At 71.1% G+C, this 17,825-nt stretch carries 17 protein-coding genes; 11 read left to right on the forward strand and 6 right to left on the reverse strand.

Going from position 1 to position 17,825, the window contains the following annotated elements; all coding sequences use genetic code 11:
• Positions 1–123: 123 nt before the first annotated feature.
• The gene (locus tag OG413_RS05105; protein ID WP_266803222.1) at positions 124–537 is read right to left on the reverse strand and encodes a hypothetical protein; all 414 of its coding nucleotides are present in this window, start codon (positions 535–537) and stop codon (positions 124–126) included.
• Between the two features lie 64 nt (positions 538–601).
• Here OG413_RS05105 and OG413_RS05110 point away from each other — a divergent pair, with 64 nt between their 5' ends.
• Positions 602–1,303 (forward strand): uridine kinase, encoded by a 702-nt coding sequence (locus OG413_RS05110; protein WP_266803223.1) that lies wholly within the window; start codon positions 602–604, stop codon positions 1,301–1,303.
• 310 nt (positions 1,304–1,613) lie between these two features.
• Here the strand turns inward: OG413_RS05110 and OG413_RS05115 are convergent, their stop codons facing one another.
• Positions 1,614–2,414: a SigE family RNA polymerase sigma factor gene (locus OG413_RS05115; RefSeq protein WP_266803224.1), complete on the reverse strand. Its 801-nt coding sequence runs from the start codon at positions 2,412–2,414 to the stop codon at positions 1,614–1,616.
• A 180-nt stretch (positions 2,415–2,594) separates the two neighbouring features.
• On the opposite strand from OG413_RS05115, the gene afsQ1 reads away from it, so the two are divergent.
• The 5 genes from afsQ1 to OG413_RS05140 all read left to right on the forward strand — a co-directional run bounded on the left by afsQ1 (position 2,595) and on the right by OG413_RS05140 (position 6,578).
• Entirely contained in the window at positions 2,595–3,272 is a 678-nt protein-coding gene (afsQ1, locus tag OG413_RS05120; protein ID WP_073718952.1) for a two-component system response regulator AfsQ1, read from the forward strand.
• Entirely contained in the window at positions 3,269–4,846 is a 1,578-nt protein-coding gene (locus OG413_RS05125) for a HAMP domain-containing sensor histidine kinase (protein ID WP_266803225.1), read from the forward strand. Before afsQ1 ends, OG413_RS05125 begins: the two co-directional genes overlap by 4 nt.
• On the forward strand, positions 4,843–5,493 hold the full coding sequence (locus OG413_RS05130; RefSeq protein WP_266803226.1) for a hypothetical protein: 651 nt from the start codon (positions 4,843–4,845) through the stop codon (positions 5,491–5,493). The genes OG413_RS05125 and OG413_RS05130 overlap by 4 nt, the downstream gene beginning before the upstream one ends.
• A gap of 232 nt (positions 5,494–5,725) precedes the next feature.
• Positions 5,726–6,280 (forward strand): VanZ family protein, encoded by a 555-nt coding sequence (locus OG413_RS05135; protein ID WP_266803227.1) that lies wholly within the window; start codon positions 5,726–5,728, stop codon positions 6,278–6,280.
• 91 nt (positions 6,281–6,371) lie between these two features.
• Positions 6,372–6,578 (forward strand): PspC domain-containing protein, encoded by a 207-nt coding sequence (locus OG413_RS05140; RefSeq protein WP_266803228.1) that lies wholly within the window; start codon positions 6,372–6,374, stop codon positions 6,576–6,578.
• Positions 6,579–6,673: 95 nt separating this feature from the next.
• Here the strand turns inward: OG413_RS05140 and OG413_RS05145 are convergent, their stop codons facing one another.
• Together OG413_RS05145 and OG413_RS05150 are read right to left on the reverse strand one after the other, a co-directional pair.
• Positions 6,674–6,967, reverse strand: coding sequence for a hypothetical protein (locus tag OG413_RS05145; protein ID WP_266803229.1), 294 nt, complete (start codon positions 6,965–6,967; stop codon positions 6,674–6,676).
• A gap of 133 nt (positions 6,968–7,100) precedes the next feature.
• Complete coding sequence (locus OG413_RS05150; protein ID WP_266803230.1) at positions 7,101–8,255, reverse strand: adenosine deaminase; 1,155 nt, start codon at positions 8,253–8,255, stop codon at positions 7,101–7,103.
• Positions 8,256–8,356: 101 nt separating this feature from the next.
• On the opposite strand from OG413_RS05150, the gene OG413_RS05155 reads away from it, so the two are divergent.
• Positions 8,357–9,121, forward strand: a complete 765-nt coding sequence (locus OG413_RS05155) for an alpha/beta hydrolase (protein ID WP_266803231.1) — start codon at positions 8,357–8,359, stop codon at positions 9,119–9,121.
• A gap of 50 nt (positions 9,122–9,171) precedes the next feature.
• Here OG413_RS05155 and OG413_RS05160 read toward each other — a convergent pair whose 3' ends face one another.
• A complete protein-coding gene (locus tag OG413_RS05160) occupies positions 9,172–10,125 on the reverse strand; it encodes a LysR family transcriptional regulator (RefSeq protein ID WP_266803232.1) in 954 nt (317 codons plus the stop codon).
• Positions 10,126–10,187: 62 nt separating this feature from the next.
• On the opposite strand from OG413_RS05160, the gene OG413_RS05165 reads away from it, so the two are divergent.
• From OG413_RS05165 to OG413_RS05175, 3 genes are all read left to right on the forward strand, one after another.
• Positions 10,188–11,519: an MFS transporter gene (locus OG413_RS05165; RefSeq protein ID WP_266803233.1), complete on the forward strand. Its 1,332-nt coding sequence runs from the start codon at positions 10,188–10,190 to the stop codon at positions 11,517–11,519.
• 172 nt (positions 11,520–11,691) lie between these two features.
• Positions 11,692–12,408, forward strand: coding sequence for a L,D-transpeptidase (locus OG413_RS05170; RefSeq protein ID WP_266803234.1), 717 nt, complete (start codon positions 11,692–11,694; stop codon positions 12,406–12,408).
• A 126-nt stretch (positions 12,409–12,534) separates the two neighbouring features.
• Positions 12,535–13,530, forward strand: coding sequence for a sigma-70 family RNA polymerase sigma factor (locus tag OG413_RS05175; RefSeq protein ID WP_266803235.1), 996 nt, complete (start codon positions 12,535–12,537; stop codon positions 13,528–13,530).
• A gap of 307 nt (positions 13,531–13,837) precedes the next feature.
• Here the strand turns inward: OG413_RS05175 and OG413_RS05180 are convergent, their stop codons facing one another.
• Entirely contained in the window at positions 13,838–14,227 is a 390-nt protein-coding gene (locus OG413_RS05180) for an STAS domain-containing protein (RefSeq protein ID WP_266803236.1), read from the reverse strand.
• A 299-nt stretch (positions 14,228–14,526) separates the two neighbouring features.
• On the opposite strand from OG413_RS05180, the gene OG413_RS05185 reads away from it, so the two are divergent.
• Complete coding sequence (locus tag OG413_RS05185) at positions 14,527–17,811, forward strand: S8 family serine peptidase (RefSeq protein WP_266809894.1); 3,285 nt, start codon at positions 14,527–14,529, stop codon at positions 17,809–17,811.
• Positions 17,812–17,825 lie beyond the last annotated feature (14 nt).

A 17,825-nucleotide genomic window follows, 5' to 3' on the forward strand; every position in this document is an offset into this window, starting at 1 on the left:
CGCTCACGCCCCGGTACGCACTCCCGCAGGGCCGCCCTTCACCCGAGGGGCGGCCCTGCGCCGTGCCGTCGGCCCGCGATCAGCCGGTGGTCGGCTCGCGACAAGCCGGTGGCCGTCCCGCGATCAGCCGGTGATGAAGCCGCTGACCTCGCCCACCACGGGCAGATCGTTCAGCGCGCCGCCGCTGGTCAGCGGGTCGGTGACGATAGCCGTGGTCACCGGCGCGAAGTCGGCGATCTGGGTGCCCACGGCGTTGTCCAGCGGGTCCACACCGGTCCCGGCCAGCGGGTCGAGCTGAAGGTCCGTGATGGGCGCGACGGCCCCGGCGAGCGAGTACCCGAGCGCCCCGGTCAGCGCGGGCGCGGCGGCGTCGGTGATCGCCCCGAAGCCGCTGTCGGCCTCGCTGGCGGGGGCGGGGGGCGGCGGCGCCGCCTGGGCCGCCGTGGCTCCGGCGCCGAGAGCTGCGCCCATCGCGGTGATGGTCAGACCGGCGCGCAGCAGAACGCGACGTGCGGGCTTGCGTGCATGAAGTCCCATGATTTTCCCACCTGATCGGGTCCGGATGTGTGATCGTCCGTGCGCGCAGAGTAGTTGAGGTGTGATGCTCGATACCAACAAGACCTCGGAGGGATCCCCTACGCGGGTCAATGCCTCACACTTCTGTTCTGTGAGTTCCCAACCGATCCCGACCCGCGTCGTGCTGCTCGCGGGCCCCTCCGGCTCCGGAAAGTCGTCCCTCGCCGCCCGCACCGGTCTGCCGGTGCTGCGTCTGGACGACTTCTACAAGGAGGGTGACGACCCCTCGCTGCCCCAGGTCCCGGGCAGCCCGGACATCGACTGGGACTCCGCGCAGTCCTGGGACGCGGACGCGGCGGTGACGGCCATCACGGAGCTGTGCCGCACGGGCCGCACGGATGTGCCGGTGTACGACATCGCCACCAGCGCCCGCACGGACCAGGAGGCGTTCCACATAGAGCGTTCGCCCCTGTTCGTGGCCGAGGGCATCTTCGCGGCGGACATCGTCGAACGCTGCCAGGAGCTGGGGCTGCTGGCCGACGCGCTGTGTCTGCGCGGCCGTCCGTCGACGACCTTCCGGCGACGGCTGCTGCGGGATCTGCGCGAGGGACGCAAGTCGGTGCCGTTCCTGGTGCGGCGCGGGTGGCGTCTGATGCGGGCCGAGCGGCGCATCGTGGCCCGGCAGGCGGCACTGGGCGCGTATCCCTGCGGCAAGGACGAGGCCCTGGGCCGGCTGGCCGCGGCGGCTGCGGGCCGCTGCCGCCGCGGAGCGTCCGCGGGACGGTGAAGCACGCGGGGCGTCCGCGGGGCGGTGAGGCGCCGCAGGGGCGTCCGTAGGGGGCCCTGCGCGCCGCACTCGCGGCAACCTCCGGGGCCCGGGGCCCGCTCTTCGCGGGACGGGCCTGGTGCCGCATCCGCGGCAGGACACGCGAACGGGGCCGGACAGGACCCCCCGGCCCGTCCGACCCCGCTGCGTTCCCCGTACCGTCGCCTCCCCCGAAGCGCCGGCCCGTTCCCCCGTGTCCCCGTACCGCCGCCTCCCCCGAAGCGCCGGCCGTTTCCCCCTTTTCCCCCGTATCCCCGTTTCCCCCGTTGCCTCAGGCCACCAGCTCGCCGAAGGACTCCTCCTCGTCACGGCCGAAGCTGAGGACCTCGTCCTCGCGCAGCCGACGGAGCGACCGCCAGATGCTCGACTTCACCGTGCCGACACTGATGTCGAGGATCGACGCGATCTCCGGATCGGTGCGGCCCTCGTAGTACCGCAGGACCAGCATCGTGCGCTGGAGTTCCGGCAGCCGTGCGAGCGCCTGCCAGAGCACCGCACGCAGTTCCGTGCCGCGCATCGCGTCCGTGTCGCCCACCGTCTCCGGCAGTTCCTCGGTCGGGTACTCGTTGAGCTTGCGCCTGCGCCAGGCGCTGATGTGCAGATTGGTCATGGTGCGGCGGAGATATCCGCCGACCGCCGCCTTGTCGCTGATCCTGTCCCACGCCCGGTACGTCGAGAAGAGGGCGCTCTGCAGCAGATCCTCGGCCTCGAACCGGTCGCCGGTCAGGTGATAGGCGGTTGCGTACAGGGAGGCGCGGCGCTCCTGGACGTAGGCCGTGAACGCCGCTTCGGCGTCCTCGGTCTCCGCCGCGGATTTCCGCTCCCCCGTGACCTCCCCGTACGCGCTTCCCCCGTGCTTTCCCCCGTTGGCCCCCGTGGGCACGTCAACGACCGTTATGTACGACGGATGCTGACGCCCGGTGCCGCGAACGCACCCCCGTCCTCCCCCGAGCTCTCGGCTCCGCTCGACCAGGGAGGTGCCCCCTGTTGCACCGGACTTCTCCAGGCTCCGGCCGACGTCGTGGAGACGCGTGACAACTGCGCTTGAGCTGGTGCTGTGCAGTGCGTTCATCTCGCGCCCCCTCATCGGTGGAGTCCGTTCGTTCATGTGCCAACGAGCTTGCCCGGCCAGTTTCATCACGTTGTCCTGCGACTGTCACAGGGCTGTCACAGGGCCTGTTGTGGCGCGTCAGGACGATGGGAGGGCTCCAACTGTCGAACTGAGGCGCCACCATGGGTCAGAATGACCCACGTGCCTTTCCTGTTGCTGATCGAGGACGACGACGCCATCCGCACGGCCCTCGAACTCTCGCTGTCACGCCAGGGCCACCGTGTGGCCACCGCGGCGACGGGAGAGGATGGTCTGAACCTGCTGCGGGAGCAGCGGCCGGACCTGGTCGTGCTGGATGTGATGCTGCCCGGGATCGACGGTTTCGAGGTGTGCCGGCGTATCCGCCGCACCGACCAACTGCCGATCATTCTGCTGACCGCGCGCAGCGACGACATCGACGTCGTGGTGGGACTGGAGTCCGGCGCGGACGACTATGTGGTGAAACCCGTACAGGGCCGGGTGCTGGACGCCCGCATCCGTGCGGTGCTTCGACGAGGCGAGCGCGAGTCCACCGACTCGGCGACCTTCGGGACCGTGGTCATCGACCGTTCCGCGATGACGGTCACCAAGGACGGTGAGGATCTTCAGCTCACGCCGACCGAGCTGCGGCTCCTGCTGGAGCTGAGCCGCCGGCCCGGCCAGGCGCTGTCCCGGCAGCAACTGCTGCGGCTGGTCTGGGAGCACGACTATCTCGGTGACTCCCGGCTCGTGGACGCCTGTGTGCAGCGGCTGCGCGCGAAGGTGGAGGACGTGCCGTCCTCGCCGACCCTGATCCGTACGGTGCGGGGAGTGGGCTACCGGCTGGACTCGCCTCAGTGAGTGAATCCGCGAAACGGTCACTCCGCGCGGGCCTTCGGTGGACCAGTCTGCGGCTGCGGCTCGTCGTCGTGTTCGCCCTGGTCGCGCTGACCGCCGCGGTGTCCGCGTCGGGGATCGCCTACTGGCTGAACCGCGAGGCGGTGCTGAACCGCACCCAGGACACGGCGCTCGGGGACTTCCGGCGGCAGATGCAGGGCACGGCGGCCACGCTGCCGGTGCGGCCCACCAAGGACGACCTGCAGAGCGCCGCCGTACGGATGGCGAGCAGCAGTCCGGGCTACAGCGTGCTGCTGGTGGACGAGCGCGACAGCGGCAAGCCGATCGTGGGCTACTCCGATCTGGACACGTTCACCCGGGTCAATGTGCCGGACTCGCTGCAGAAGCAGGTGAGCCGGAAGCAGCGGCTGACGTCGGGCAACAAGTTTGAGTACCACCTGTTCTGGCAGCGTACGAAGATCGCGGGCAAGCCGTATCTGGTGGCCGGTACGAAGATCATCGGCGGCGGTCCGACGGGGTACATGCTGAAGTCGCTCGACCAGGAGCGTGAGGATCTGAACTCGCTGGCCTGGTCGCTGGGGATCGCCACCGGTCTGGCGCTGGTCGGTTCGGCGCTGCTCGCGCAGGCGGCGGCGACGACCGTGCTGCGGCCCGTGCAGCGGCTCGGTGACGCGGCCCGCAAGCTGGGCGAGGGCAAGCTCGACACCCGGCTCGTGGTCTCCGGTACGGACGAGCTGGCCGATCTGTCCCATACGTTCAACAGGACCGCGCACTCGCTGGAGAAGAAGGTCGCGGACATGACCGCGCGGGAGGAGGCGAGCCGCCGCTTCGTCGCCGACATGTCCCACGAGCTGCGGACCCCGCTGACCGCGATCACCGCGGTGGCGGAGGTGCTGGAGGACGAGGCCGACAGCCTCGACCCGATGATCGCGCCCGCCGTGCATCTGGTGGTGAGCGAGACCCGGCGGCTGAACGACCTGGTGGAGAATCTGATGGAGGTCACCCGCTTCGACGCGGGTACGGCCAGGCTCGTCCTGGACACGGTCGATGTCGCCGACCAGGTCACCGCCTGCATCGACGTCCGTGCCTGGCTGGACGCGGTGGATCTGGACGCGGAGCGCGGCATGATGGTGCGGCTCGATCCGCGCCGCCTAGATGTGATCCTGGCGAATCTGATCGGCAACGCGCTCAAGCACGGCGGTTCGCCGGTGCGGGTGGCGGTGCGGACCGAGGGCGCGGAACTGGTCATCGAGGTGCGCGACCACGGCCCCGGGATCCCCGAGGACGTCCTGCCGCATGTCTTCGACCGGTTCTACAAGGCCAGCGCCTCCCGGCCGCGCTCCGAGGGCAGTGGCCTCGGGCTGTCCATCGCCATGGAGAATGCTCATATCCACGGCGGTGACATCACGGCCGCGAACTCTCCGGACGGCGACGGTGCCGTGTTCGTCCTCAGACTGCCGCGCGACGCCGAGGAGCTCGCCGGGCCCGACCGTTCCCACGGGACCGACGGGACTGACGGAACCGGAACCGGTACATCCGGCGCGCAAGGCCGGAACGAGGAGGGTGAGGCGACGTGAGGCGCAGCGAGCGCGCGTCCCGGGCACCCCGTAGGGGACGCACGGGCGGCCCGCGACGGCCCGCCGTCGCGCTGGCCGCCGCCCTGGCCGGGGTGGCACTGCTCTCCGGCTGCGGGATCCGGACCACGTCGGTGCCGGTGGACGCCGGGGCGGCACCGTCCCGGGTGCCGTGCCGCCTCTCCTCGCCGGACGCCGCCACGAAGGCGCTGGACAGCACCCGGGTCGACGTCTATCTGGTGTGCGCCTCGCAGCTGGTGACGGTCGACCGCACCGTGCCGGTCCCCGCGACGACGTCCGACCGTCTGCTGGTCGCGCGGGCGCTCCTGGACGAGGTGCAGTCCCCGCCGCCCACCGACGAACGCCGGGCCGGGTTCTCCACAGCGGTGCCGACGAGCCTGCGGGTCACCGGGGGGCACAAGAGCGACCCGCGGGGCACGCTGAGGCTCAGCAAGCAGCCCGAGGACCTGTCGGCGGAGGCACTGGCCCAGCTCGTCTGCACCTACGCGGAGAGCGACGTGCTCGTGTCCGCGGGCACCGTCGTCCTGGGCGGCCCCGGGAACTACGCGCCGCGGGGCTATCTGTGCACATCGGAGACGAAGGCGCGGCCTCAGGACGTACCGACGCTCGGCGCGGTCGAGCTGCGCTGAGCCGCACCGGGCCGAGCGGATCGGGCGGGCTGAGCGGGCTGAGCGGGCTGAGCGGGCTGAGCGGGCTGAGCGCTTGCGCGGCCGGGGGGCGGTCGGGGCCGGGGGCGGTCTCGGCCGGGGCGTGGGCGGTCGGGGCCGGTCAGGCGCGATCGGGGGCGCGACCGCTCGCCGTCGCGCCGGGCGCACCTTCCTTCGGCCGCGCGGAACCGATCCTGCCGGTCGTGGCGTCTTGGTGGACGTGCGTCAAGGTTCGGGCGGCCAGACCGTCATCCGCTTCCGCGCGGCGGGGGTCTCTCTCCTCTTCGCGCATCTGCTGCTCGTCGCGTGGCTGACTCTGCGCCCGCTGGATGTGCCCTGGATGACGGCCGCGAATTTCGAGCCGTTGGCCGGTATCAGGGCAGACCTGGCTCTCGGCGCGGTCGAGGCGGCCCGCCGCATCGGTGAGGGGCTGCTCCTGCTGGCCCCGCTGGGCGTGCTGCTGCCGTTGGCCGGGGGGCGCCTCTTCGTCTCCCCATGGGTCTCGCTGGTGCGCACGGTCGCCGCCGGTGCCCTGATCTCGCTGGCCATCGAGCTGGCGCAGACCGCGGTGCCCGGACAGGTGGTGGACATCGACTCGCTGCTGCTGAACACCGCCGGGGTGGGACTGGCCCATCTGCTGGTCGTCCCGGTGTGCCGGGCCCGGCTGCGCCGCCGCGGACAGTCGGGGGTACGAGACGCCCCCCGCCTCAGGGACGAGGCTCCCGGGGGCCCGACCCCGACGATTCCCAGGGTCGGCATCGCACCGTAGAGCGATGTTTTGTACCCCTTCACCGAGCCACCATGGAGACATCGGGAGCCACCCATCGCTCCCCCCGGAACGGTTCACGAAGGAGCCCACCATGGCCGCACTTGTCCGCCCCCGCGAAGGACGCATGATCGGTGGAGTGTGCGCAGCGCTGGCACGGCGCTTCGGCATCTCCACAGGGACGATGCGTGTCATCTTCGTCGTCTCGTGTCTGCTCCCCGGCCCGCAGTTCCTGCTGTACCTGGCGCTGTGGGCGCTGCTGCCGTCGGAGAAGTCCGCCACGTCCGCGACGGCCTGGTGACGCGCGGCCCACGGGGAGAACGCGCGGTGGGGCACACACCCGGACCGGGTGTGTGCCCCACGGGCATGTGCGGTGGTGTGCCCCAGGGGTGGTGATCAGCCGCCGAGCGGGATCCCGTTCGCCGACAGGCCCTTGGTGGGCAGGCCGCCGAGCAGGCCGGTGACGGGGGCGACGGCGTCGGTGGCCTCGCCGCCGAGGACCTTGTTCGCGGTCTCCTGGACCGGCAGGGACTTGGCGACGGTGTCCAGGGCGCTGGTGGAGACGGGGAGCGCACCGGCGACGGCGTCGACCGGCAGCGCGGTGACGGCGGAGGCGCTGCCGGCGGCGGCAGCGGCGAAAGCGGCACCGAGAGCGGCGACGCCGAGAGTCCTGGCAGCAGACTTCTTCATGAGAATTCATCCTTGGGGAAGGGGATGTGAGCGGCTTCGCAACGTAGCCAGCTCATTACCCGTTCCGCAAACATGGCGACACACGAAAAACGGCCGGGTTACGAAGCTCCCGGCCGTTTCCCCTTGGTCGCTCTCAGCCCGCCAGGGACGAAGAACCGCTGGTCGCGGCGGTCTGACGGAACAGCCATTCGGACTTCAGTTCCGCGTATCCGGGCTTGACGACGTCGTTGATCATCGCCAGACGTTCATCGAAAGGAATGAACGCTGATTTCATCGCATTGACTGTGAACCACTGCATGTCGTCGAGCGTGTATCCGAAAGTCTCGATCAGCCTCTCGAATTCCTGGCTCATGCTCGTCCCGCTCATCAGCCGGTTGTCCGTATTCACCGTGGCGCGGAAATGCAGCTTCCGCAGCAGCCCGATGGGGTGCTCGGCGTAGGAGTCGGCGGCGCCGGTCTGGAGGTTGGAGGTCGGGCACAGCTCCAGCGGGATGCGCTTGTCCCGTACGTAGGAGGCGAGACGGCCCAGCGTCACGGTGCCGTCCTCGGCGACCTCGATGTCGTCGATGATGCGGACTCCGTGACCGAGGCGGTCGGCGCCGCACCACTGGAGGGCCTGCCAGATCGACGGGAGCCCGAACGCCTCGCCCGCGTGGATGGTGAAGTGGTTGTTCTCGCGCTTGAGGTACTCGAACGCGTCGAGGTGCCGGGTGGGCGGGTAGCCCGCCTCGGCGCCCGCGATGTCGAAGCCGGCGACGCCCAGGTCGCGGTAGCGGTTGGCGAGTTCGGCGATCTCCAGGGCGCGGGCGGCGTGCCGCATCGCGGTGAGCAGCGCGCCGACGCGGATGCGGTGGCCGTTCGCGCGGGCCCGGCGCTCGCCCTCGCGGAAGCCCTCGTTGACCGCTTCGACGACCTCTTCGAGGGTCAGCCCACCGGTCAGGTGCTGCTCGGGGGCGTAGCGCACCTCTGCGTAGACGACGCCGTCCTCGGCGAGGTCCTCGGCGCACTCGGCGGCCACCCGGAACAGGGCCTCACGGGTCTGCATGACGGCGCAGGTGTGGGCGAACGTCTCCAGGTAGCGCTCCAGCGAACCGGAGTCGGCCGCCTCGCGGAACCAGACGCCGAGCTTGTCGGGCTCGGTCTCGGGAAGGTCGTCGTAGCCCTGCTCGCGCGCCAGGTCCACGATCGTGCCGGGGCGCAGGCCGCCGTCGAGGTGGTCGTGGAGGAGCACCTTGGGGGCACGCCGGATCTGGTCGGAATCAGGGACATTCAGGGTCTGGCTCGTCATCTTGGCACTCTAGCGCCTACGCGCGTAGAGCGCTTCGCCGATGCGTAACAGTGACCGCGAAGTCGGGTGGAGTACACCTCTCCTTCTGAGACTGTTCTGTCATGGCACAGCGCGCACTTCCCCTGCCTGCCGCGAGGCTGGGACGGGCCGTCCTCACGGCCGGAGCACCACCTGAGGTCAGCGGCGTCGTTCTGCTGCTCCCGGACGGCAAGGCGGACTCGCCCCGCCGCCCCTCGCCCTGGTCGTACGCGGTCCAGCTGCCGTTCGCCCGGACCCTGGCCCGCGCGGGCCGGGGCGACGGTCTCGCGGTGCATGTGCTGCGCTACCGCGCACGCGGCTGGAACGGTGACGCGGCCCCGGCGGCGGACGCCGAGTGGGCGGCCGACGAGGTCGTACGGCGCTACGGGGACGTCCCCGTCTGCCTCGTGGGCCACGGCATGGGCGGCCGGGCCGCGCTGCGGGCCGGCGGGCACACAGCCGTGACGTCCGTGCTGGCGATGGCCCCCTGGCTGCCGGAGCACACCCCGGACGAGCCCGAGCCGGAGCCGGTGAAACAGCTGGTGGGGCGGCGGGTGCTGATCGTGCACGGCACGAACGACGCGCACACGGACCCGGAGCTGTCGTACCGGCTGGCCGAGCGGGCCAAGAAGTCCAACCGGGACACCTGCCGCTTCGAGGTCCACTCCGACGGGCACGCGCTGCGCCAGCACCGGTCCGAAGTGGAGGCGCTGGCCGCCGACTTCGTACGGGGATCACTGTTCGCCCGGTCCTACGCCCGGCCGGTGGCCGACGCGCTCGCGGCGCCGCCGCCGCTGGGGCTGCGGATGCCGCTGGCCGCCGGATTCGGCCGCTCGCTGCGCCCGTAGCGTCGGCCGCGCCCGCGGCGCCGGTCGGTCCGGGAGTCAGCCGCGCCCGGTCAGTCCGGGAGCAGGTGGCCCCGGCGGGAGAGCAGGAAGCGCTTGAAGGCGGCGACGGGCGGGGTGTCCGGGTGGCCGTCCAGCCAGGCGACACCGATCTCCCGCGCCGCGCGCGGCGCCGTGACGGTCAGCTCGACGACGCCGGGCCGGGCCACCGCGGGGGGCGGCAGGAGGGCCACCCCGAGTCCCGCCGCGACCAGACCGCGCAGGGTCTCGGCCTCCTCGCCCTCGAAGGCGATCCGCGGGGTGAAGCCCGCCTCCGCGCAGAGGTCGTCGGTGATCCGCCGCAGGCCGTAGCCCGGTTCGAGGGTGACGAAGAATTCGTCGGCTGCCTCCGCGAGGCGGACGCGGCGGCGGCCCGCGAGGCGGTGGTCGTCGGGAACCACCAGGCGCAGCCGCTGCTCGTCGAGGCGGCGGGCGACCAGGTCCGGGGCGTCGGGGACGGGTGAGGTGAGGCAGAGGTCGAGGCCGCCCGCGCGCAGGCGTTCGATCATCGCCTCGCCGTAGTTCTGGACGAGCTGGAAGCGGACCTTGGGGTGGTCGACGCGGAAGGCCCGGATCAGGGCGGGCACGGTCTCGGAGCCCATCGTGTGCAGGAAGCCGAAGGCGACCTTGCCCGCGCTCGGGTCGGCGTCGGCCCGTACGGAGTCGGCGGCCTTCTCCACCTCGGCCAGCGCCCGCTCCGCCGAGCCCAGGAAGGTGCGGCCCGCCGGGGTGAGCGAGACGGTGCGGCCCTTGCGGGCGAACAGGGCGACGCCCAGGTCCTGTTCGAGTCTGACCATGGCCCGCGAGAGCGTCGACTGCGGGACTCCCAGCTCCTGCGCGGCACGGGTGACGTGCTCGTGACGGGCCACCGCCTCGAAGTACGCGAGCCTCGGCGCGAGTACCGCGCGGATGTCTTCTTCGTAACTGCTCGGTGACAGCCGAGGCTGTGAGCTGCGTTCATGCACCATGGGAACGATTATGTCGAGTTCGTGCATTGGACGCATGAAACGCGGAAGCCTACGTTCGACGTATGCCTCCTGCCAGTACCGGGGCATCCACCCTCGCCGTGGATGCCTCAGCCGCGCCGTCCCCCGTCTCCACCACCGCCGCCACCGCCGGCGCCTCCGCCGCCTCCGGCACCGACGTTCCCGCGCGTCTTGAGCCCGGCCGCCCCGGCTACCGCCGGATGAGCTTCGCGCTCTTCGCCGCCGGGGTCGCGACGTTCGCCCTCCTCTACTCCACCCAGGCACTGCTGCCCGCCGTCTCCGCCTCCTTCGGCGCCACGGCGGGACAGGCGAGCTGGACGGTCTCCGCGGCGACCGGGGCACTGGCCCTGTGCGTACTGCCGCTGAGCGCGCTCTCCGAGCGGTTCGGGCGGCGGCAGATGATGACCGCCTCGCTGACGGTCGCCGTACTGGTGGGCCTGCTCATCCCGTTCGCCCCGTCGCTCGGCTGGCTGATCGCGCTGCGGGCCGTGCAGGGTGCCGCGCTCGCCGGACTGCCGGCCTCCGCGATGGCGTACCTGGCCGAGGAGGTGCGGCCCAAGGCGCTGGTGGCCGCGATCGGACTGTTCGTGGCGGGCAACAGCATCGGCGGCATGAGCGGCCGCATCCTCACCGGCTGGGTCGCCCAGCTGTGGGGCTGGCGGGCCGCGCTCGGCGCCGTGGGGCTGCTCGCCGTGGCCTGCGCGGTCGTCTTCCACTTCATGATCCCCAAGGCCCGGCACTTCACGCCCGGCTCACTGAACCCGAAGGCCCTGGCGAAGACCGTCGGCGGGCATCTCGCCGATCCGCTGCTGCGCCGCCTGTACTCGATCGGCGCCCTGTTCATGACGGTGTTCGGCGCGGTCTACACCGTGATCGGCTACCGGCTGGTCGAGGCCCCGTTCAGCCTCCCGCAGGGCATCGTCGGCTCGATCTTCCTGGTCTACCTGGTCGGTACGGTCTCCTCCGCCGCGGCCGGACAGCTGGTCGCCCGGCTCGGCCGCCGGGGAGCGCTGTACCTGGCCGTCTCCACCACGGCCGCCGGTCTGCTGCTCTCGCTGGCGGACCGACTGCCCGCCGTGCTGCTGGGCCTGGTGCTGATCACGGCCGGGTTCTTCGCCGGGCACGCGGTCGCCTCGTCCTCGGTGAGCCGTACGGCCACCACGGGCCGCGCCCAGGCGTCCGCGCTCTACCAGTCCGCGTACTACCTGGGCTCCAGCGTGGGCGGCACGCTCGGCGCGGTCGCCTTCCACGCCGGGGGCTGGGCGGGGACGGTGGCACTGGGGCTGCTCGCGGTCCTCGGCGTCGTATCGATCACGCTGTACGGGACCCGGGTCGCGCGGGCCGAACGGCGCGCGCTCGTCCCCGCCACCCGCTGAACCACCGCCCGCCGAACGGGGAACCGGCTGAACCGGCCGAACCGGCGACGGCGCGAACCGGCCGAACCCGAACCGGAACGCGATCGAGACGTCACCCCGCGCAACCCCCACTTCCCTTCGCGCGTCTAGCAGGCGAGACCAACGTACTGCCTGCGAAGGGGAGTTGGCGTACATGAGAGTCACACAGAAAATGCCTGCCGTGCGGCTGCGGCGCGGGGTCGCGCTGTCCGTCGCCGGGCTGCTGGCGGCGCCCGCGCTGGTCCTGGGCACCGGCACCGCCGCCCAGGCGGCGTCCTGCACGAAGTCCACCGGGCCGTACCAGAAGAAGGTGGAGAAGTTCCTGAAGCGGCCCGTCGACGGCAAGCAGTCGACGGCCGACTGCAAGGCCACCCAGAAGTTCCAGAAGGCCCACGGGATCACGCCCACCGTCGGGTACGCGGGGCCGCTGACCTGGCGCACGATGAACACGATGCTCGCCCAGAAGGCCGCGGGGAAGAACCCCAACAAGGACAGGAAGTGCCCCACCGACAAGGGGCGCATCGCGTGCGTGGACCTGACGCGGCAGCTGAGCTGGATCCAGGACGGCAAGAAGCTGAAGTTCGGTCCGGTGCCGGTACGGACCGGGCGCGACGGCGCGGAGACGCGGACCGGCGCGAGCAAGGTGTACTGGCGCGACATCAAGCACTGGTCGACGATCTACAAGGTCTGGATGCCGTACTCCCAGTTCTTCGACGGCGGCCAGGCGTTCCACTCCGTCACCAAGTCCATGTACAACCCTCCCGGCTCGGGCGGTTGCGTCAACATGCGGCCCGCGGACGCGAAGTCGTACTGGAAGCTGCTCAAGAAGGGCGACGACGTCTTCGTGTACGGACGCAAGCCCGGAACGTGAGGAGCTTTGGACCGACCGGCACATGGGGGGCGGTCGGTCTTAGTGCTTTCCACCCGATTGTCAGTGGCCTGCGGTAGCTTCCAGAGTGCTGGATGAGTGGTGTCACGGCGCAACAGGGGTGGAGCGATGAGCGATCTGACGAAGACGGCCACGGCGAGCGTCGACAGCCGTCTGGAAGGGCACCGGGTCGAGCTGACCGGCTACTGCTACCGGATGCTCGGCTCGGCCTTCGAGGCCGAGGACGCGGTCCAGGACACCCTGGTGAGGGCCTGGCGCAACTTCGACAAGTTCGAGGGCCGTTCCTCGCTGCGGTCCTGGCTCTACCGGATCGCGACGAACGTCTGTCTGGACATGCTGAGCGCGGGCAACAAGCGGGCCAGGCCGGTGGATCTGAGCGGACCGACCCCGCTGGCCCAGGCAGCGCTCAACCCGCTGCCCGAGAACACCTGGCTGGAGCCGATGCCGGACGGCCGGATCCTGCCGTCGATGGAAGATCCCGCGGAGGCCGCCGTGGCCCGGGAGTCGGTGCGCCTCGCGTTCGTCGCCGCGCTTCAGCATCTGCCCCCCAAGCAGCGGGCCGTGCTGATCCTGCGCGAGGTCCTCGCCTGGAAGGCGAGTGAGGTCGCCGAACTGCTCGACACCTCGGTCGCCTCGGTCAACAGCGCCCTCCAGCGGGCGCGGGCCACGCTCACGGAGACCGAGAGCGTGGCCGCGGACACCGCGAACCCGCTCGACGCGGAGCAGCAGAAGCTCCTCGAACGGTACGTGGCGGCGTTCGAGGGCTATGACATGACGGCACTGACCGCGCTGCTCCACGAGGACGCGGTGATGACGATGCCGCCGTTCGACCTCTGGCTGAAGGGCCACGAGGACATCACGGGCTTCATGCTCTCCTTCGGCGCGAGCTGCGCGGGCTCCCGTCTGGTGGCGACCGAGGCCAACGGGACACCGGCGTTCGCGCACTACAAGCCGAACCCCGAGGGGCCCGGCTTCGTGCCGTGGGCGTTGCAGGTCATCGACATCACGGACGGTGCGATCTCCGGGATGCACTGCTTCCTGGACACCCCGCGCTGGTTCCCGCTGTTCGGGCTGCCCGACCACCTCCCCGCCGATGCGGCGTGAGCCGACGCCCCGGCCGGGAACGGCGGTACGGCCGGGGGGGGCGGTACGCCCTGGTGGGCGGCTGGGCCGTGCTGGCGGCGGGCGGCTGGGGGCTGACCCAGTGGGTGGGTGAGCCGGCCGCGACGAGCGGGCCGGCCCCCGGCCCTCCGCCGGTGCGGGCGCGGAGCCGGGGCCGCAGCCGGAGCACTGGTACGACCACCTCTGCGACGAACCGCCGCCGTCACCGCTGCCGACGCCACCCGGCGACAGCCAGACCGCCTACGCGGTGACGTGCGCCCGCACCGTCCCGGACTGAGCGGGAGACTCCTCAGGGCACGGGCGGTCGGTGTGGCCCTGGAACCCGTTGCTCCGGGTCGTCCAGGGCCACCACGTCGGCCAGCCCCACCAGGTGCAGCAGGGTCCGGACTTCCGGCGGCACCCGGCGCAGCCGTATCCGTCGGCCGCCCGCCCGGCGCGCGACGAGCCCCAGCCGGGCCACCGCCTCGACCAGGGCCAGATCCGGCTGGACGACCCCGCCCACGTCGCATTCCACCGCCTCGGCCGGGTCGAGGGCGGCGGCTCGCGGGCTCCGCAGCAGCGACTCCAGTTCCGCGCAGAGCCCCGGCACGGCGGACCGGGTGACGCGGCCCGCGACGACAAGAACGATCGGGTTCATGGCATCCACACCAAGCAGACCGACGCGGCCGCCGAAACTCATCTGCGGCTGTCGAGAAATCGACGCCGCCCGCCCGTGATTCCGCCCGTCTGCCCACAGTTCGGATCACTCACCCGTACATTTTTCGTCAACTCCTTGCTCATGCACCACTTTCGTGAACCTGTTCGCACGTTTCCCCCTCTTGTTCTGTGAACCTGTGGGCATCGGCAGCACAGCGGTGCCCGCAGACCAACGGTTCCCAGGAACCGCCTCATTCTCCAGGGGGAGAGTTGCGCAGACACGTGAAGAGCGCGTGCGTTTCGACGATCGCCGCGGCAGCAGCCGTGGCCATCGCGGCGGGGATGGCCACGCCCGCCGCGGCACAGCCGGACAGGGCCGGTCCCACCGGCTCCGAAGCCGGTGCCGCGGCCAGGGCGACGCACCATCTGACGCTCATCACCGGCGACCGGGTCACGGTCGACGCCAAGGGACGGGTCGTGGGCTTCGAGCCCGCGAAGGGGCGTGCCGGAATACCGGTCCAGAAGCGGATACGCGACGGGCACACGCTCGTCATACCCGCCGACGCCCACCGGCTGATCACCTCCGGAAAGCTGGACCGGCGGCTCTTCGACATCACGGAGCTGAACCGCCCCGAGAACCGCCGCGCCCAGCAGAAGGGCCTGCGGCTGATCGTCGGCTACCGGGGAGCGCAGGCGGCGGCCGCGAAGGCCGAGGTGCGTGACGCGGGTGCCACCCGGGTCGGCCGGAGCCTGAAGTCGCTGAACGCGGAGTCGGTCACCACACCGAAGAGGGACGCCAAGGACATCTGGCAGGCCCTCACCAGCAAGCAGGCGCACAGCCCCCAGCGCACCACGGCGGCGGGCATCGACCGGGTCTGGCTGGACGGGGTGCGCCGGGCGAGCCTGGACAAGAGCGTCGCCCAGATCGGCGCACCGGCCGCCTGGCAGGCCGGGTACACCGGCAAGGGCGTGAAGATCGCGGTCCTGGACACGGGTGTGGACCCCACGCACCCCGACCTCAAGAACCAGATCCTCGCGTCGAAGAACTTCAGCTCCTCGCCCGACACCAAGGACCGGGTCGGGCACGGCACGCATGTGTCCTCGATCGCGGCCGGTACGGGCGCCCGGTCGGCCGGAAAGTTCAAGGGCGTGGCCCCGGACGCCAAGCTGCTCGAAGGCAAGGTCCTCGACGACGACGGCTTCGGCGACGACTCCGGCATCCTGGCCGGCATGGAGTGGGCGGTCGCGCAGGGCGCCGACATCGTCAACCTGAGCCTCGGCGGCGGCGACACCCCCGAGATCGACCCGCTCGAAGCAGCGGTCAACAAGCTGTCGGCCGAGAAGGGCGTCCTGTTCGCCATCGCGGCGGGCAACGAGGGCGACGGAGCGGGCACGGTGGGCTCGCCGGGCAGTGCGGACGCCGCGCTGACCGTCGGTGCCGTCGACGACAAGAACGTGCTGGCGGACTTCTCCAGCCGCGGTCCGCGCATCGGTGACGGTGCCATCAAGCCCGATGTGACCGCCCCCGGCGTGGACATCACGGCGGCCGCGGCCCCCGGTTCGGCCATCGACCAGGAGGTCGGCCAGAACCCGCCCGGCTACCTGAGCATTTCCGGTACGTCGATGGCGACCCCGCATGTCGCGGGCGCCGCGGCACTCCTCAAGCAGCAGCACCCGCAGTGGACGTACACCGAGCTGAAGGGCGCGCTGACGGCCTCCACGAAGCCGGGCGCGTACAACGCGTTCCAGCAGGGCTCGGGGCGGATCGCCGTCGACAAGGCGCTCGGCCAGAGCATCGTCGCCGACCCGGTCTCGGTGAGTTTCGGTGTGCAGGAGTGGCCGCACACCGATGACACCCCGGTCACGAAGAAGGTGACGTACCGCAACCTCGGGACGAGCGACGTCACGCTCGATCTGACGGTGGCGGGCACCGGACCGAAGGGCAAGCCCGCTCCGGCCGGCTTCTTCGCCCTCGGCGCCGACAAGGTCACCGTCCCCGCGGGCGGCACCGCCGACGTGGAGCTGACGGCCGACACCCGGCTCGGCGGCGCGGAGAACGGCGCGTACTCCGCGTATGTCGTGGGCACCGGTGGCGGGCAGAGCGTCCGCACGGCGGCCGCGGTCGAGCGCGAGGGCGAGGCGTACGACGTCACGCTGAAGACCATCGGCCGCACCGGCGGGGCGCCCGCCTACGCGGAGGTCGCTCTGGACGCGCTCGGCGGCACCGAGGAGGGGCTCTCGCTCGCCCCGGTGGTCACCGACGGCGTGGCCAAGGTGCGGGTGCCCAAGGGCACGTACGCGCTGAACGCCAACATCTTCGCGAGCGAGGACCCCGAGGCAGGCGTCGACTGGCTCGCTCAGCCGAAGCTGAACGTCACCGGGGCCACCGCGGTGACGCTGGACGCCCGCACGGCGAAGCCGGTCTCCTTCACGCTGCCGGAGAAGGGCACCAAGGCCCGGGGCCTGATGGCCGGGTACACGGTCTCGGCCAAGAACAGCGAGGCGAGCTTCGGCTGGATCCTGGGCGACACGAAGGGCTTCGGCACCGCCCACGTCGGTCCGAAGGTCACCGACGGTTCGCTCTCCCAGAGCTGGACGGGCAGCTGGACCAAGGGTGCGTCGAGCGAGTACAACATCGCGCTCGGCGGAAAGGTGAAGCAGCTCGCGACGGGCTACAGCCGTAAGTTCACGGCCGGTCAGTTCGCCACGCTGAAGGTGTCCATGGGGGTCGGCGCGGTCTCCAGGAAGACCGGCCAGATCTACTCGTGGGCCTCGCTGCCCGACAGCGGGCAGTTCTTCGCCACGGGTACCGAGCAGAAGCTGCCCGGTACCCGCACGGTCCGCGTCTCCACGCTCGACAAGGCCCGCTGGAGCTTCGACTTCGAGCAGGTCGGCGGGCACGACCCGGAGGGCTTCCCGCTGACCGAGGCGTACTACACGATCGGCGACGAGGCCGCGTACAAGGGCGGCAAGAGCTACCCGAAGACCGTGAACACCGGCGTCTTCGGCCCCCTGCTGTCCCCGGAGTCGGGCATCTTCCGCAGCGGCAACGACATCTCCGCCGCCGTGCCGGTCCTGGCCGACGGCAAGGGCAACTACGGTTCGCCGATGCTCTCCTCGGTGAAGACGGTCCTCTACCGCAACGGCAAGAAGATCGCCCAGAACGAGGACCCGCTGACGGGCAGCGAGTTCTTCAGGGTTCCCTCGGGTGCCGCCGACTACAAGCTCACCACCTCGGTGCGGCACAGCGCGAAGATCGGTGCGCTGTCCACCCGGACCGACGCGAGCTGGTCGTTCCGCTCCAAGAAGACGCCGGGCGCCCAGCTCCCGGCGTCCACCGTCCGCTTCAGCCCCGCGCTGGGCACGGACGGCCGGGCCAAGGCGGGCAAGGCCGTCTCGGTGCCGGTGAAGGTGCAGGGATCGGCCGCCGGCAAGAATCTCAAGTCGCTCACGGTGTACGTGAGTTACAACGACGGCAAGACCTGGAAGAAGGTCACCGTCAAGAAGAGCAAGATCTCCGTGAAGAACCCGGCGAAGGGGAAGGCCATCTCCTTCAAGGCCAACGTCACGGACAAGAAGGGCAACAAGTCGTCGGTGACGATCCACAGCGCGTACCTGGGCAAGTGACCCCGGACCGCAGG

The organism is Streptomyces sp. NBC_01433 (assembly GCF_026340105.1).
Classification (GTDB): domain Bacteria; phylum Actinomycetota; class Actinomycetes; order Streptomycetales; family Streptomycetaceae; genus Streptomyces.